The organism is Snodgrassella communis (assembly GCF_914768045.1).
GTDB lineage: Bacteria > Pseudomonadota > Gammaproteobacteria > Burkholderiales > Neisseriaceae > Snodgrassella > Snodgrassella communis.
The window spans coordinates 150446-165716 of sequence record NZ_CAJZCD010000005.1 but is presented as its reverse complement, the minus strand read 5'-3'; the positions used below and the strand labels follow the sequence as shown (position 1 = coordinate 165716).

At 42.2% G+C, this 15271-nt stretch carries 15 protein-coding genes, 2 tRNA genes and 1 other RNA gene; 13 read left to right on the top strand and 5 right to left on the bottom strand.

Annotated features, from left to right (window positions below):
- Positions 1-97: 97 nt before the first annotated feature.
- On the bottom strand, positions 98-1165 hold the full coding sequence (locus MJ761_RS06980) for a metallophosphoesterase (RefSeq protein WP_093092737.1): 1068 nt from the start codon (positions 1163-1165) through the stop codon (positions 98-100).
- A 297-nt stretch (positions 1166-1462) separates the two neighbouring features.
- Here MJ761_RS06980 and MJ761_RS06975 point away from each other — a divergent pair.
- Positions 1463-1538: transfer RNA gene (locus tag MJ761_RS06975), tRNA-Arg, on the top strand.
- Between the two features lie 374 nt (positions 1539-1912).
- Complete coding sequence (locus MJ761_RS06970) at positions 1913-2839, top strand: DMT family transporter (RefSeq protein WP_093092738.1); 927 nt, start codon at positions 1913-1915, stop codon at positions 2837-2839.
- A 223-nt stretch (positions 2840-3062) separates the two neighbouring features.
- On the opposite strand, the gene MJ761_RS06965 is transcribed toward MJ761_RS06970, so the two are convergent.
- The 4 genes from MJ761_RS06965 to MJ761_RS06950 all read right to left on the bottom strand — a co-directional run bounded on the left by MJ761_RS06965 (position 3063) and on the right by MJ761_RS06950 (position 6956).
- On the bottom strand, positions 3063-3386 hold the full coding sequence (locus tag MJ761_RS06965; RefSeq protein ID WP_093092740.1) for a rhodanese-like domain-containing protein: 324 nt from the start codon (positions 3384-3386) through the stop codon (positions 3063-3065).
- Between the two features lie 229 nt (positions 3387-3615).
- Positions 3616-3843 carry a ChaB family protein gene (locus tag MJ761_RS06960; protein WP_093092742.1) on the bottom strand — a complete coding sequence of 76 codons (228 nt, stop codon included), beginning with the start codon at positions 3841-3843 and terminating at the stop codon, positions 3616-3618.
- A 444-nt stretch (positions 3844-4287) separates the two neighbouring features.
- Positions 4288-4944 (bottom strand): protein-L-isoaspartate O-methyltransferase family protein, encoded by a 657-nt coding sequence (locus tag MJ761_RS06955; protein ID WP_093092744.1) that lies wholly within the window; start codon positions 4942-4944, stop codon positions 4288-4290.
- Positions 4945-5684: 740 nt separating this feature from the next.
- Complete coding sequence (locus tag MJ761_RS06950; RefSeq protein ID WP_093092747.1) at positions 5685-6956, bottom strand: MFS transporter; 1272 nt, start codon at positions 6954-6956, stop codon at positions 5685-5687.
- Between the two features lie 733 nt (positions 6957-7689).
- Between MJ761_RS06950 and tpiA the strand changes: the two genes are divergently transcribed.
- From tpiA to ssrS, 11 genes are all read left to right on the top strand, one after another.
- The gene (tpiA, locus tag MJ761_RS06945) at positions 7690-8445 is read left to right on the top strand and encodes a triose-phosphate isomerase (RefSeq protein WP_093092749.1); all 756 of its coding nucleotides are present in this window, start codon (positions 7690-7692) and stop codon (positions 8443-8445) included.
- A gap of 14 nt (positions 8446-8459) precedes the next feature.
- Entirely contained in the window at positions 8460-8822 is a 363-nt protein-coding gene (secG, locus tag MJ761_RS06940; RefSeq protein WP_093092751.1) for a preprotein translocase subunit SecG, read from the top strand.
- 19 nt (positions 8823-8841) lie between these two features.
- Positions 8842-8927 (top strand) — tRNA-Leu (locus MJ761_RS06935).
- Positions 8928-9050: 123 nt separating this feature from the next.
- The gene (locus MJ761_RS06930; RefSeq protein ID WP_176715086.1) at positions 9051-9203 is read left to right on the top strand and encodes a hypothetical protein; all 153 of its coding nucleotides are present in this window, start codon (positions 9051-9053) and stop codon (positions 9201-9203) included.
- Positions 9190-11214: a prolyl oligopeptidase family serine peptidase gene (locus tag MJ761_RS06925; protein ID WP_093092753.1), complete on the top strand. Its 2025-nt coding sequence runs from the start codon at positions 9190-9192 to the stop codon at positions 11212-11214. The genes MJ761_RS06930 and MJ761_RS06925 overlap by 14 nt, the downstream gene beginning before the upstream one ends.
- Before the next feature lie 245 nt (positions 11215-11459).
- Positions 11460-11699 carry an acyl carrier protein gene (gene acpP / locus MJ761_RS06920; protein ID WP_037404851.1) on the top strand — a complete coding sequence of 80 codons (240 nt, stop codon included), beginning with the start codon at positions 11460-11462 and terminating at the stop codon, positions 11697-11699.
- A 95-nt stretch (positions 11700-11794) separates the two neighbouring features.
- On the top strand, positions 11795-13042 hold the full coding sequence (fabF, locus tag MJ761_RS06915; RefSeq protein WP_037404853.1) for a beta-ketoacyl-ACP synthase II: 1248 nt from the start codon (positions 11795-11797) through the stop codon (positions 13040-13042).
- Positions 13043-13379: 337 nt separating this feature from the next.
- Positions 13380-14357 carry an NAD(P)H-dependent glycerol-3-phosphate dehydrogenase gene (locus MJ761_RS06910; protein WP_093092757.1) on the top strand — a complete coding sequence of 326 codons (978 nt, stop codon included), beginning with the start codon at positions 13380-13382 and terminating at the stop codon, positions 14355-14357.
- A 93-nt stretch (positions 14358-14450) separates the two neighbouring features.
- The gene (locus tag MJ761_RS06905; protein WP_093092759.1) at positions 14451-14777 is read left to right on the top strand and encodes a hypothetical protein; all 327 of its coding nucleotides are present in this window, start codon (positions 14451-14453) and stop codon (positions 14775-14777) included.
- Positions 14777-15079 (top strand): cell division protein ZapA, encoded by a 303-nt coding sequence (locus MJ761_RS06900; RefSeq protein WP_093092761.1) that lies wholly within the window; start codon positions 14777-14779, stop codon positions 15077-15079. Before MJ761_RS06905 ends, MJ761_RS06900 begins: the two co-directional genes overlap by 1 nt.
- Before the next feature lie 6 nt (positions 15080-15085).
- Positions 15086-15266: non-coding RNA, 6S RNA (ssrS, locus tag MJ761_RS06895), on the top strand.
- The last annotated feature ends 5 nt before the right edge of the window (positions 15267-15271 follow it).

Sequence of the window (15271 nt, the reverse complement as noted above, 5' to 3'; positions counted from 1 at the left end):
AAACAGTATTTGCTGGAAATTTTTATCCTTTTCACATATGCTGTTTTGTTGTAAAGAATCCATTATAGCAAATTGTATTGTTTACTGGCATGATTATTCAGTGAGAACGTTTACTCAAGTGATATTTGCCATTATTTAGCATAATCAAATTTTCCGGCCAGCGCAGTGCAGCCAGATGCATCTGGCTATCTGCCGATGAAATTGCTTTTTTGCGTTCACGCCAGCGCGCGCCAATGGAAAAATCGATGCAGAATACCTGTTGGCGTTTGCCCAGCCAGTGTGTGGGCGGTTCTTGAAACAGTTCTTTGCGGTGTTCTGCTACACCTGTGCTGTACCAGCTGCGCCAGTAGTGTCCGATGATTACTGCAATCGGATCGTTATATTGTTGCCACCATGGTTTTCTTACCGTAAAGCGCCAGCGACCGTTAATATAGAATGGTTTCTGTGTTATGGCCTGTATGCCGCTGGTTAGTGCGCGTAACGGATTATGACAGCTGCGCAGTAAATCGTAATGAGCTATACCCGGCTGAAATGTCATGGGGTAATGCTCATTTTCCAGCTCAGCATCCAATTGCTGTCTTTCCTGCATATAGTGCTCATACCACTCAGTCTGACGGAAGTCCTCAAAAAAGCGATTTTCCCAGTAGTGATACTGTTTAACCAATGAAGTTTCGCCACAATGAAGAAGTTTATCGATACTGTCTGGCAGCCATGCTGCATGGACAATACGCAAATCATTTCGTTGCAGGATTAGTGGCCATTGTGACAGGGTCTCTTGTAATTGCTTACGTTTTGCGTTGCAGTAATGTTGCCAAGGTGCGAAGCGCGCTTCATCCTGTGGTCTGTTATCAAAATACCAGCCTGAACCATCTTTAGGGTCTTCAATTAATAAGTTCAATTCGTGATTGCCAATAACGGCAAATGCGTTTTCCGCGGCCACTGCTTTAATTACCCAGTCCAGTACAGCCGGACTATCAGGACCACGATCACATAAATCACCGATAAATACCAGTTTACGACCTTGTTTATGCTGACCAGACTCATCATAGCCGAGAAAATGTAACAATTGCTGTAAAGCTTCCCACTCGCCATGTACATCGCCAATCACATCTAAAGCTGTATTGGTGGGCAGGGAGTGAATAAATGAACATTTGTCAGAATGCATAATTTGGTTGCCTGCTTGATATATCAGAGTCTGTCTATAAATATATTTTTTTGTTATTAAATAATATCTGATTAACTAAATCAGTTAACATAGCACAAAAATTTTACGTATGCCAATTTTGTCGCTATCAATCGCTATTTTTGTATGATTATTGCTAGTATGGATAAATATGTTTAATTTCAGTAGGTTGATTTTTATTTGGTAATAGCTGTGCTCAACTTTGGTGTTCTTGGATTACGGATAGCTTTTGCCAAGTTGATCGATTTGGGCTAAAATCTATCTTTCTCTATATTAATTGCACCTATAGCTCAGTTGGAAGAGTGTCGGTTTCCGAAGCCGGAGGTCACAGGTTCGATCCCTGTTGGGTGCACCAGATATATATTTAAGGGTTTCAGCTTGACTGAAACCCTTAAATTTTATTGGTCATTATAGCTGGTGATATTATTAATAACTTACCCGAATAGTTTTCAATTTTACTGCAATGTGTATATGAATATTCAGTTTAATCAAGATTATATTATGGCCATAATTATGGTATTTATGTTTGTTATCTGATTGTCGGAAAGATATTGAGCAATGATATACATTAAGTTAGAATTTACTGTATTCTAATTTGAGCTATCCCAAGCAAGCTATTTCTCTCAATGTAATCAGTTCTTGATTATTTTCCAAATTTATTCTGTGTTGCTGTTTTCTGGCAATATTGAAAATTTTTAGTAGTATTTATTGTAAATAGAGAGAATTTTCATGGTTCTGTCAAAAAGAGCACAAGGGCATGTAATTGCACTGATCACTGTGTTTATCTGGGGAACGACTTATATTTCTACTAAAGTACTGTTAGCAGACTTCAAGCCGATAGAAATTCTCTTCTTCCGGTTTATACTGGGTTATTTCACACTCTGGATTTTATCACCTCATTGGTTTGCTTGGCAGGGGATTAGGCAAGAACTGCTGTTTCTGGCAGCTGGTTTTTGTGGGGTAACCAGTTATTTTTTATGTGAAAATATTGCATTAACTTATACAACTGCGTCTAATGTCGGCGTGATAGCCAGTCTGGCACCGGTATTTACGGCCATTTTGGCCATATTCTTTTTAAAAGCGGAAACTCCCCCGCCACGTTTTTATATTGGTTGTCTGCTAGCGATTGTGGGCGTTGTTTTGATTAGCTTTAATGGCAAGTTTGTATTGTCTCTTAATTTGCTGGGTGATTTGCTGGCGGTTGTTGCTTGCTTATTCTGGGCTGGCTATTCGATTTTAACTAAGAAGAGCAGTAATTATAATTACAATATTATTTTGCTTACCAGACGCTTCTTTTTTTATGGTTTGGTTTTAATGTTGCCTGCTTTGTATATATTCGATTTTGAATGGGAATTGGCGAGATTCTCTAAGCTGACCAATGTGTTTAATATTTTATTTCTAGGTTTGGGTGCCTCGGCAATCTGTTTTGCCTCTTGGAATTATGCGGTTAAATTGGTGGGTGCGGTTAAAATCAGTATTTATATTTATCTGGTGCCGATTATCACTATTGTGACTGCGATGCTTATTTTAAAAGAACCTTTTACTTGGATTGCTGCTGTGGGGACATTACTTACGCTCAGTGGCGTGCTGTTATCGGAAGGTAAGATAAGGTTAAAAGAGATTAACTTGAATTTTAATGCTCAGAAATTTAAATAGTTGAAGAGGCATATTTGCTCTGGCAATGTTTTTATTATCAGAGTTTTTTGTTTTTATAATGAATTGGCATAGTATTATCAGCAGTATTGCTATTGTGGATATTGCTGAAATGTTGTGTTTTGTTGACTTTGTTTGTCTGTATTTATTATTGTTTGATGATATTCATTCGAAAAGGGATCCTTGCAATAAGGGCTTGCTGATCCCGGGATATCAAGTCTGGTGATTAATACGTAGGAACACTGGCATCAACTTCGCGTGACCAGGCATCAATACCTCCATGGAGATTGTAGAGGTTATCAAAACCGGTATCCTGTAGATACAGTGCTACCTGCATGCTGCGCATACCATGATGGCAGTACAGAACGATGGGTTTGTCATCTGGTAATTCATTCTGGCGCAAGGGTATCATGTTCATGGGGATATGGAGATGGCCGGGTATGGCTGCATACTGAACTTCGTTATCTTCGCGTACGTCGAGTAAGATGAAATTCTGATTCTGCTGTTGCCATTGCTGTAATTGTGCGGCGCTTAGTGTCTGGATAGTCATGATGATAAGTTGATGATGTGTGAAATTAATTTATGATTTGAATTGTGAAACCAGATTTGATGCTCAGGTTGCAATTGTTTCGTTTTAGGGTGCAAATGATACCCGGGTTATGCTGCATATTACAATGGCTGTTAAGTTTGCCGTGTATAGCCTATTAGCTACGGTACTATTGTGTCCGTAGTAGGTTGAACTTGTGTTTGGATGATGTGTGTAAGTAATGCGCTGCTGGTTATTTAGGCTGCCATTTACCATCTTTACCTTTGTGGTATACCTTTTCTACTGCTGCCCAGGCCACTTTAAATGCGATGGTTTCTGCATCGCTGTTATCACGGCGTTTTTTCGGATCCTGATATTCTTCAATAGCATGGTTAAATGCCTCTTTAAAGATATCCTGTGCATGTTCAGGTAATGCACGTTGTACTGTTGCTGGCAGGTCGGTGCGGTTTTGATAAGGCATGGTTCTGCTCCTGATAATTGGTTTATGCCTTAGTTAATACCAGAGTGATGATTTTGGCAATAAGTTTTCTAAATATATTATTGATTTTGATATATTTTTACTGTTTTGTTGCTGCTTTGTTATTGGTTTGGGTGTGGTTGCTGAGGACGTTATTATTCAGGTTGCAGTGAGAAAAATAAAAAATATTCGTTTCTATCAGGAAACAAACTATGGATGATGGGAATCGAATTATGTTTGGTGCTTTTGTGCGTAGATATGGAGAAGTTGTTTGATATCGGGATGTATAGATGTTGATGTGAAATGGTATCTGGCTGGTGACAGTTATCAGGTAATTGTTTACGGCTGGTAGTGACTATTGTTGCCAATAAAAAAGTTATATTGTTGTAAGCAGCAGCACAAGTTGTGGCAATAACAAGTTGTGCTGCTGATGTAGCTTTAATTTAATTAGAATTTAAACTGGTTTGGTGCTGGTATTTCTAGGCTGTGCAGGGCAGGAGCTACTGTTTCAAACAGGATGGTTTCCTTGAGCTGATTGTTTTGCCGTTCAAACAGAATGGCACGCATTACTGGAGCTTCGCCAATAATGGCTACCATGCGACCATCTTCTGCCAGTTGGTCGAGCAGGGTTGTGGGTAATGTTGGTAAGGAACCGCCGACATAAATGGCACTAAAAGGTGCCCCGGGCAGTTTATCTGCCAGTCCATCGCAGCTTTTGTAGCTGATATTGGTGTAGTTGAGGTCGCTGAGGATAAGTTGGGCATGCTGCTGTTGTTCGGCGTCAATGTCAACGGTAATGACTTTGCCAGCCATTTTTGCCAAAATGGCTGTGGCATAACCGGAACCGGTACCAATTTCTACTACGGTATCGGTTAGATTCAATTTCAATGCCTGAATCATCCGAGCTACTACTTTGGGTTCGAGCATTTTTCCACCGTTTGCCAGTCCAAGCGCTTGATCGGTATAGGCTACATCTTGCTGCTGTGGCAGGACAAAGCGTTCGCGCGGAATGTCGGATAAAACATCCAGTAAGTCGAAATCTAATACGTCCCAAGGACGGATTTGTTGCTCGACCATATTATAGCGGGCGGTATTGAAATCCATATCTGCTCCGAAGTGCGCACACCCGCTGAACGGGTGAGTGGTAAAGAGGTTTATAAAAGCAAAGTGCTGTATTTTTGGACTATTGCACACGAATACAGCTTGGGTTAATTATAAAACTATTTACGTTGTGGCAGTAGAGTAATTGTAAGTTGGTTCGCTCAGAATAAGAATTAATATATTGGTTGATGTGTTAGAAACATGAATAAATAAGGATTTTTAATATGTTTTTTTGTCCGATTCATTATGAGTGCTGTCATCTTTAGTAATGTAATCAGGAGATTTATGCAGCAGTTTAAAGCTATCAGCCATGAAGGTTCTTTTATTTTTGAGAGTCCTTTTAATATCATCGATATGATAATTGAATTTTCACTTTACTAATTAAGAAACCGCATTGGATAGGCTGCACTAGTTCATACGGTTGTTTAGGGGGTAAGGTAAACTTAACGCTAAAAGGGATAAAAAGATGAATGAACAAGAGCGTACACGGCGGACGTTTCGTGCTGATTTCAAATCGCAAATGGTTGAACTTTATTATCAGGGGCGCATTGCGCAGTGAATTGGTCAAGGAGCCTCTTTAAAGTGCTGGATAGACTAATTAAGCGCAGGTAGTTTGTTTAAGAGTTAAGGTAATCGAACTATAGAAGAAAATGAACTGATTGTTTTACGATAGGGTGAGTTTAATTGAGTCAATTTTTTACTAGGGTTCAACTTTTAGCGTAGTGCAGCAGATTTTGATGTTGCTAGTTTCGGATTGGTAGAGTTATGTAGAAATGGTTCAGTATATTAATATTGTTGATTTTTTTCTGCATTTTATTTTTTGCTATTTGTAGTGATTTTGTCCCTAAGCAGGCTAAAACTATATTTGCTAAGGAAAGAATCATGCATGTGCTAATTATTCCATTCCAATTTAGTTTTTTGTATACAATTCCCAGTAAGTATGTGCCGGTACTGCCTCCGGCTAAGCAGGCAAGTAAATATAAAGACGAGATTGTGCCTCGTGACATCACTGTAACAGTTTGATTGATTATTGAAATTATGATTGATTGAGCACTAAAAACAAATAGGAATAAACTGAAAACTCCTATTGTGATGTAGATTAGGTTTGAGCTTAATCCAATTATAATAATTGATGCACTAATACATAGTAAGCAGATAATTAATAGTTTGTTGCCTTTGATGGATTGGGATAGTTTACCGGTGATTGTTGCACCAATAACAGCACTGATACCAGCAAAATTTAACCAGCCTAATGTTGTTGAGGAAAGGTAGTATGGTGCTCCTTTTAAGTAAAAAGTTAAAAATGAAGATATGCCTAAATAAATGAAAAAGAGTATAAAGCCTACCAGTAAAAAAACAATGATGGTTTTATGTGGTAATAATTGAGTTGCGTTCAGGTAAGCTTGAATGATGGTTAATTTATGGTTGTTGGCTGCATTTTTTATACTATATGGAATAAAGAGGCAAGTACAAAAAATTAGTATGGCATAAATCATGAAGGCAAATTGCCAAGAGCTGTTGTCTGTTAGTATTGCAATAAAGCTCCGGCTAAAAATCATACCAACAATGGAGGCAGAAATCATCAATCCCATTTTTTGGGGTAATTGTTTATTTGGGGTAGTTTTAGCTGTATAGGCAAATAGTGCTGCGGGAACCGATGCTGCAAAAAAACCTGTCAATGACATGATAAATAGATAAAGTCTAAATGATTGGATAAACCCTGAAATACCAAGACAAAAAATGGTACCGATACATCCAAAAATAACTAATAGTCGTGTTGATATTTGGTCAGATAATGGTCCATAGATGAAGAAAGAAATTGCATAACAGAAACACGATAGGCTGAAAACTAATCTAGCTTCTAGAATGTTTATATTGAAGCTTTGGGATATTTCTTGAAAGATGAGTTGGCTGATATAGACTGATCCGACTAGAAGTACGATAAGTACGACGGACACAATAATACTTATTTTGCTCTGTTTTGGTGTTATTTGCGGGCTATTAGTTATTTCCATAAATTAAGTTTCTTTAATTAATAATGATGTTATTTGTATTTATGACAATAACCACAAAGTTTAAAATATAGAAATATTTATTTTGTGATATGAAATACATATCAGTATGGTTCCTGAGAGATAATAAGTTAGAGTGGGTGTTAAATTTTATGCTTATTGGCAAATAATATAAGTAAGAGCAGGGGGATTTATTTGCTGGATTTAAGGCAAATAGTGATTTTGAATTGTGTATTTTTTTGATTGGCTTTTTGTAGGCTATGCCGTTCCCTGTTGCTTGAATTATTAATTATAGTCAGGGTGATGCCAATTTACTTTGCGGTATCTCTGGTAATATTGAGAGGGGAGATGGTTGTGTTTGATGTGTAATAGGATGGGCAAGTTTTTTGAAGTCTCGCTCACTTGGGTTATCAAAAAATGGATTTAAATATTATTTGAACCCGAAATGGTAAGTCGATGAGGCTTATGATATGAATGGAAGCGATTTGCTATAAAGTTTATACAGGTTTTAGTGTGAGGAGATATTTGCAGGGGTTTAAATGGTATTTTTGCAGATGTTGAATAAGCTGAAAGTTGATGACTGTAAATTAACCAGAGTAGTCTTGGCACGCAGATTGGATTTTCCGCTACAATGCTGCCATTTTGAAGCGGATGTCAGTATGTGACGAAATGGTGAATATCCGTCATGGTCATATAATCAGGTTCGGCATGTTATTAGTCGGTAAGGAAAAAATCTATGTGGCAGCAAAAATGGGTAATTGGCAATTGGAAGATGAATGGCAGTAATGCGACTAATCGATTGCTGCTGCAAGCGTTGCTGAAACCTGTGGATGCAGCAGCGACGCATGTATATTGTGGTGTGGCTGTACCAAATGTTTATCTTGCTGCGGTCTGTGAGTTTGCTGCCGGTACTGCATTGGCGGTTGGGGCGGAAGATGTGAGCCGCTTTGCTGCCAATGGTGCTTTTACCGGGGAGGTAAATGCCCAGATGCTGGCTGATGTGGGGGCGCGGTTTGTGCTGATTGGCCATTCTGAACGACGGCAGTATTTTCAGGAAAGCAATGATGAGTTACTGTCCAAGCTACAGAATAGTGTTGCGGCTGGTGTACTGCCGATTCTGTGTGTGGGTGAAACGCTGGTTGAACGAGAAGCCGGGCAGGAGCAGCAAGTGGTTAGTGCGCAACTGTCACTGCTGGCGCAGCTGGGCTTGAAAGAGGTTGTGGTGGCATATGAACCAGTATGGGCGATTGGTACGGGCAAAGTTCCTGCTGTGGCACAGATTGAGGCTATGCATAAGTTAATTTATCAGCAAATCTTGTCTTTATGTGGGGAAGATGTTAAAATCCGCGTCCTTTATGGCGGTAGTGTCAACGCGAGCAATGCGGCTGAAATTCTGGCTGTGTCACATGTTGACGGTGCTTTGGTTGGCGGTGCCTCTTTGCAGGCTGACAGTTTTACCGCTATTATTCAGGCTGCATATGCGCCTGCTTGATAAAAGTTGATATCATGGAAGCATTTAAAACCCTTATTTTAATCGTGAATATTTTCGCGGCGCTGAGTGTTATTGTGCTGGTGCTGATGCAGCAGGGCAAAGGTGCGGATGCGGGCGCGGCATTTGGTTCCGGTAGTGCTCAGGGTGTTTTTGGTGCAGCGGGCAATGCAAATTTCCTCAGTCGCAGTACCGCAATTGCGGCAACTATATTTTTTATTAGTTGTCTGGCTTTAGGTTATATTTCGACACATCGGCATAGTGGTCTGGATTTCAGTAATGTGAAGCAACAACAGGTAGTTGTGCCAGCGAGTTCGGCTGCAGCCAGTGCTCCGGCCGTACCGGTGAAACCAGCGCAGAAACCACTGATACCGGAATAGAGATTTTTTACAGTTAATTGCCGACATGGTGAAATTGGTAGACACGCCATCTTGAGGGGGTGGTGACCTCAGGTCGTACGAGTTCGATTCTCGTTGTCGGCACCATATCTAAAATCAACAGTTATATTTTTATATATGATGTGTGTATGCTAGTGGTGGTGTATTGCAGATTGTAATTTATTTTGTTGATTTTTTGGATAAAAGGGCAGCCTATAGAGGCTGCCCTTTTTGTTTGTATTGATGATGGTATTGGTTTCGGATATTCAGCAGGCTGGCGCTGGCAAAGAGTTGATGGTGTCTTGTGCTAGTATGGTGGTTTATTGGCTGGCTGATTGCTGGTGGTGTGTGTTTCTGGAAATGAATGTAGATGACAAATACTGATTCTTTTGCGTATTTAGAGAACCTTGATAGTGAGGTAACGCAGGCTTTTATTCAGCAGGCAAATGCTGTTGCTCAGGCTGAGTTTGCTACGGGTGCTGAGTATGCGGCAGTGCGTGATGATATTGTGACTGTATTGCGGGATGAGCAGCAAATCCCTTTTTGTCAGGAACATCGTGCACGTATGTATCATTTTTATCAGTCGGCTGAATTTCCGAAAGGGGTGTACCGGGTATGTTCTGCGGCTAGTTATCGTGCTGGTTTGCCGGAGTGGAAAATTCTGTTTTCGGTTGCTGATTTTGACGCTCTGCTTGATGATGATGTGTATTTGCAGGGTGTGGCGCATTATGTGCAGGCTCCTGAACATGTGTTAATCAGTTTGAGTGCTGGAGGGGCGGATGCTGCATATACGATTGAGTTTAATCTGGCAGAAGGTAAGGTAGTTGAGGGTGGCTTTCATTTTCCATTAAGTAAAAGCATTATCAGCTGGCGTGATACGGAAAGTGTGTGGGTGTCTCCAGCATGGGATGAGCGGCAGTTAACTCAGGCTGGCTATTCGCGGCAGGTGTGGCTGATGCAGCGCGGCCAGTCTTTTGCGGAGGCAGTGCCGGTATTGGAAATGCCTGCCGATGGTATGATGGTTAATGCTTGGCGTTATCTGGATAGTCAGGGAGCGCCGATTGATTTGGTTGAAGCTGCGAGTGGTTTTTATCACAAGCAGTATTATCAGGTGATGGCGGATTTAAGCGTTAAGTTACTGGCGTTACCGGATGATTGTGAGCTGATGGGCTATCTGTGTGGACAGTTGCTGGTGCAGTTACGCAGTGACTGGCAGCGTGCCAACCGGTTTTATCCGGCTGGTAGTCTGGTAGCTGTGAAGTTGCATAAAGGTGAGTTGGGTGCAGCTGAGGTAATTTTTCAGCCAGCCGCTACTCAGGCTATTGAGTGTATTGAAACGACACGACGGTTTGTGCTGGTGTCGATACTGGATAATGTGCATAGCCGTTTGCTGGCTTGGCGTTTTGCTGAAAATCGCTGGCAGGAGGTTGCTGTGCCAAATCTTCCGGCAGGAGCTCTGGAGATTACTGACCAGCCTTGGGGTGGTGATGTGGTGTATCTGGCCATCAGTAGCTTTCTGGAACCACTGACGCTGTATACGCTAGATGTGCATCTGGGCGAGTTGTGTGTTATGCGCCGGCAGCCGCGGCTGTTTGACTCTGAGGGAATGCAGGTGCAGCAGTTTAGTGCAGTTGCGCAGGATGGTACGTTTATTCCTTATTTTCATGTTGGTAAAAATATGAATAGGGATACGCCAACAATTGTTTATGTATATGGTGGTTTTGGTATGCCACAGCTGCCTTATTATCTGGGCAGTATTGGCCGGCACTGGCTGGCGAAAGGTTATGCTTTTGTGCTGGCTAATATCCGCGGCGGTGGTGAATTTGGTCCGGCATGGCATGAGGCTGCGCGCGGGATTCACAAGCAGGTCAGTGTTGATGATTTACTGGCTGTGCTGCATGATTTGTATAAACATCAACGCGCTACTGCGGCACATACGGCGATTCAGGGTGGTAGTAATGGCGGTCTGGTGGTGGCCGCTGCATTTTGCCAGCAGCCACAGAATATGGGGGCGATGGTGTGTGAGGTGCCGTTAACGGATATGTTGCGCTATCCGTATCTGTCGGCAGGATCTTCATGGATGGATGAATATGGAAACCCTGATGATTCTATTCAAAATCAAGTATTAAGTAGCCTTTCTCCCTATCACAATTTGAGTGATTTGCAACACTATCCGCCGGCATTGATTACGACTAATTTGCATGATGACCGTGTGCATCCGGCTCATGCGCTGAAATTTTATGCGCGCTTGCTTGGGCTAAAACAGCGGGTATGGTTGGCGGTGCCGGAAACGGGCGGGCATGCTGGCGGGAGTACGCAGGAAAATACAGCAGCAGAACTGGCCTTGATTATGAATTTTTTGTATAAAACTATTGTTGATTATGATTCAATATAAATCATATAGCTTGTAGCAAAAAATCAGGCTGTGCTAATATGGCTGCCGCTTACTGTTTAATTTGCCTCGGGTGATAAGTAAAAGTGCGCTGAAAATCGCTGAAAACCACGGAAAATACGGCAAAAAACAATTTGAATGGAAAACTCTATTTTTATTAGGTACAATGATATCAACAACTAAAAGTTGATTAATTCAATTAACCCCTGTCCGCACTAGTGCTGGGCAAAGCAAAGAAAGATCAGTCAATGGATAACAATATTGAACAACGAGTAAAGAAGATTGTTGCAGAAAATTTAGGTGTGAGTGAAGCTGAAGTAAAAAATGAATCTTCTTTTCAGGAAGATCTGGGTGCTGATTCACTGGACATCGTTGAATTAGTAATGGCACTGGAAGAAGCTTTTGGTTGCGAAATTCCAGACGAAGAAGCCGAAAAAATTACTACTGTACAACAAGCTATCGATTTTGTTGGCGCTCACTTGAATTAATTCTGTGTAGTGTTGGTTAAATTCAAATTCCTCTGTCGAAATAAGGTGTATTTTTTCGCCTGATTCGGTAGAGGTTTTTTTCTTACGAGCAAATTATGAGTAAAAAAAGAGTAGTCATTACCGGCCTGGGTCAGGTATCTCCTGTGGGTAATGATATAACCACAGCATGGCAAAATTTACTTGCAGGTAAAAGCGGCATTGGCACTATTACCCATTTTGATGCTTCGTCTTTAGCTTGCCAGATTGCCGGTGAGGTTAAAAATTTTGATGTTACTCAGTACATCAGTGCTAAAGAAGCACGGCGGATGGATTCTTTTATTCATTTTGGTGTCGCTGCAGCCTTGCAGGCCATTGCAGATGCTGGACTGGATGATATCCCGGGTTTGGATAAAACCCGTGTAGGGGTAAATATTGGTGCCGGTATTGGTGGTTTGCCAGCAATTGAGGCTACTGCGCGGGCTGTTGTAGAACATGGTGTGCGTAAAATTAATCCGTTTTTTATCCCCAGTTCTCTGATTAATCTGATTTCTGGTCATGTGACGATTATGAAAGGCTATCAAGGGCCAAGCTATGGTATGGTTTCGGCTTGTACTACCGGTGCACACAGTATTGGTGATTCTGCCCGCCTGATTAAGTATGGTGACGCAGATATTATGATTGCCGGTGGTGCGGAAGGTGCTATCTGTGAGCTGGGTGTAGGTGGGTTTGCTGCCATGAAGGCGCTGTCAACCCGCAATGATGATCCGGCTACGGCGTCCAGACCTTGGGATAAGGAGCGAGATGGCTTTGTTATGGGTGAAGGTGCTGGTGTGATGGTGCTGGAGGAGTATGAACATGCTCGTAAGCGTGGTGCCAGAATTTATGCTGAGCTGGTAGGCTTTGGTATGAGCTCGGATGCCTATCATATTACTGCACCAAATACGGAAGGCCCTGCACTTGGTGTGATGCGTGCGCTGAAAGATGGTGGTCTGAATCCGGAAGATGTTGATTATGTGAATGCACATGGTACGTCGACACCACTGGGTGATTTGAATGAAACCAATGCGTTGAAGCTGGCTTTAGGCGAACATGCTCAGAAGCTGGTGGTTAATTCAACTAAATCTATGACTGGTCATTTGTTAGGCGGTGCTGGTGGTGTGGAGGCGGTATATACGGTAATGGCTATCCATACTCAAAAATCTCCGCCTACTATCAATATCTTCGAACAGGATATTGAGGCTGGATGTGATTTGGACTATTGTGCCAATGAAGCACGTGATTTGACGATTCGTGCGGCTATTTCCAATTCATTTGGCTTTGGCGGTACAAATGGTTCGCTGGCGTTTAAACGCTTTGAGGATTAATTATTGTTGGAATCAGCTATGAGCACAGGTTGTCTGGATGCAGGCAGCCTGTGTTTTTGTATTGTTTGATTATGCTTAGGTTGCATAGTTTGCTGTGGTAATTGTTGTGTGCTGGTTTGGTGCGCGCTGTAGCTGGATTGATTGCTATGGTGTGATACGTGCAGCCTGAGAATGAAATTTTGTATACAATGCGCTGTTAGTTGTTTTGTTAAGCCAATTCATGCTGCTATCTGATGCTTTCAAGATAGTATGATGTTTTACATGTGGTTTAAAATTAGCTAGTGGCCTAAGTATAGGACAGTTATCTGCCGGCGGTTTGTTGAAAGGAATATTTGTCATGAATATTGGTATACTAGGTGCTGGTGCGTGGGGAACGGCACTTGCTATCCATTTTGCCTTGCATTCGCATAAGGTATGGCTATGGACACATAATGTTCGACATGCGCAACAATTACGGCAGGAGCGGGTAAACAGGCGGTATCTGCCTGATTTTGTGTTACCGGATAATCTTGCTGTGGTTGATGAGTTTGCTGCGGCAGATTTGTGTATTATTGCTACGCCGGTAGCTGCGTTGCGTGAAAGTGCGCGAAAACTGCTGGCTGCTGGCTTGGGTGAGGTGCCGGTGCTTGCTGCCTGTAAGGGGTTTGAACAGCAAACTGGCTTGCTGCCACAGCAGGTGCTGGCAGAAGTGATGCCGGCGAATAAATGTATTGGGGTATTGTCTGGTCCGAGTTTTGCGCAGGAGTTGGCACAGCAGTTACCTTGTGCTGTTACGCTGGCGTCAGAAAATTTTGCTTGGATTCAGGAATTGGCAACTGTGCTGAATAATACGGTTTTGCGTTTGTATGCTAATGCTGATGTGATTGGTGCAGCAGTGGGTGGCGCGGTGAAAAATGTCATGGCTATTGCTACAGGTATTGCTGATGGCCTGCATTGTGGTATCAATGCCCGAGTGGCGTTAATGACGCGTGGAATGGCAGAAATTTCGCGCCTGAATCAGGCTCTGGGTGGACAGTCTGCTACTTTGATGGGCTTGTCTGGTATGGGGGATTTGATTCTTACTTGTACGGGTTCGCTGTCGCGCAATCGCAGAGTAGGCTTGCTGCTGGCTGAAGGAAAATCGCTGCCTGAAGCGTTAACTGAACTTGGACATGTGGCCGAAGGTGTATATACTGTCGAAGAAGTATGCCGGCAGGCTACTTCACTGGGAGTGGATATGCCGATTACCACTATTCTGCAGCAGCTGTTTGAAGGTCGTACTGAGGTGCGGGCGCTGGCAGAAATATTGATGGAACGGGCGCCAAGAGTGGAATAATCATTTAAGTGTTTTAACAAATAACAATTTGACTGGCGGATGGGTAAATCAGGCAACCATACTGCGTATTTGACGGATGGAAGCGGGTAGGGAATGGAAAATCAACTAGAACAATTGGAAGACAGCGTTAAACGGCTGGTTATTCATTTTAATTCTCTTTTAGCTGAGAAACATCAGTTGACTCAGCAGTTATCAACTGTAAAAAAACAGTTGCAACAACAGGGTGAGAATTTTCAGGCAGAACGTGAACGGATGCGTAAACAGCATGAACAGGATAAATTTAATTTACAGGAAAGCATGCAAACTACGATTGATGAGCTGATTGCTGAAAAAAAACGCTATACTATGGTATTAAAGGCATCTAGTGATGAATTACAGCGATTGCTGCAACGCTTACCACAGGTGCAGGAGGATTCTTAATGGATGAAATTCAACAGGTTCGTGTGGAGATTCTCGGCCGTCCTTTTAATATAGGTACGCCGAGAAGTGAACATGAAACGTTGATGCAGGCTGTAAAGATGCTGAATGAGAAAATTGTTGCCATTCAGAGTTCTGGACGGATTGTTGAAACAGATAAAATTGTGATTATGGCTGCTTTGAATCTGGCGCACGATTTACTTAAACTTACGATGCATGGCGATTTGGCGGTAGGTGATTTCGAGCATAAGATGCAGGATATGATCCAGTTGTGTGAAAGTACACTCACACTTGTGGTAAAATAGTTCTTTCTTCCCCTGCTGTGTTCGTAAGGACATATATTCCTTTGAACCAATAATTCGCTTTTCTTGGTGGTTGGGTAGTGGTGGGCGTGAGCATTCCTTGTGAATGAACCCGAAGCCATTCGATACTGCCAGCCTTGTCCTCAAGGTTCAAGCGGATGGCGTCCAATGCGGCACGTGCGGGGGAAACCTATT

What these genes read in the sequence shown, in the direction of transcription:
- MJ761_RS06980 (WP_093092737.1), bottom strand. Translation starts at nt 1,165, where the DNA reads ATGCATTCTGACAAATGTTCATTTATTCACTCCCTGCCCACCAATACA.
- MJ761_RS06970 (WP_093092738.1), top strand. Translation starts at nt 1,913, where the DNA reads ATGGTTCTGTCAAAAAGAGCACAAGGGCATGTAATTGCACTGATCACT.
- MJ761_RS06965 (WP_093092740.1), bottom strand. Translation starts at nt 3,386, where the DNA reads ATGACTATCCAGACACTAAGCGCCGCACAATTACAGCAATGGCAACAG.
- MJ761_RS06960 (WP_093092742.1), bottom strand. Translation starts at nt 3,843, where the DNA reads ATGCCTTATCAAAACCGCACCGACCTGCCAGCAACAGTACAACGTGCA.
- MJ761_RS06955 (WP_093092744.1), bottom strand. Translation starts at nt 4,944, where the DNA reads ATGGATTTCAATACCGCCCGCTATAATATGGTCGAGCAACAAATCCGT.
- MJ761_RS06950 (WP_093092747.1), bottom strand. Translation starts at nt 6,956, where the DNA reads ATGGAAATAACTAATAGCCCGCAAATAACACCAAAACAGAGCAAAATA.
- tpiA (WP_093092749.1), top strand. Translation starts at nt 7,690, where the DNA reads ATGTGGCAGCAAAAATGGGTAATTGGCAATTGGAAGATGAATGGCAGT.
- secG (WP_093092751.1), top strand. Translation starts at nt 8,460, where the DNA reads ATGGAAGCATTTAAAACCCTTATTTTAATCGTGAATATTTTCGCGGCG.
- MJ761_RS06925 (WP_093092753.1), top strand. Translation starts at nt 9,190, where the DNA reads ATGACAAATACTGATTCTTTTGCGTATTTAGAGAACCTTGATAGTGAG.
- acpP (WP_037404851.1), top strand. Translation starts at nt 11,460, where the DNA reads ATGGATAACAATATTGAACAACGAGTAAAGAAGATTGTTGCAGAAAAT.
- fabF (WP_037404853.1), top strand. Translation starts at nt 11,795, where the DNA reads ATGAGTAAAAAAAGAGTAGTCATTACCGGCCTGGGTCAGGTATCTCCT.
- MJ761_RS06910 (WP_093092757.1), top strand. Translation starts at nt 13,380, where the DNA reads ATGAATATTGGTATACTAGGTGCTGGTGCGTGGGGAACGGCACTTGCT.
- MJ761_RS06905 (WP_093092759.1), top strand. Translation starts at nt 14,451, where the DNA reads ATGGAAAATCAACTAGAACAATTGGAAGACAGCGTTAAACGGCTGGTT.
- MJ761_RS06900 (WP_093092761.1), top strand. Translation starts at nt 14,777, where the DNA reads ATGGATGAAATTCAACAGGTTCGTGTGGAGATTCTCGGCCGTCCTTTT.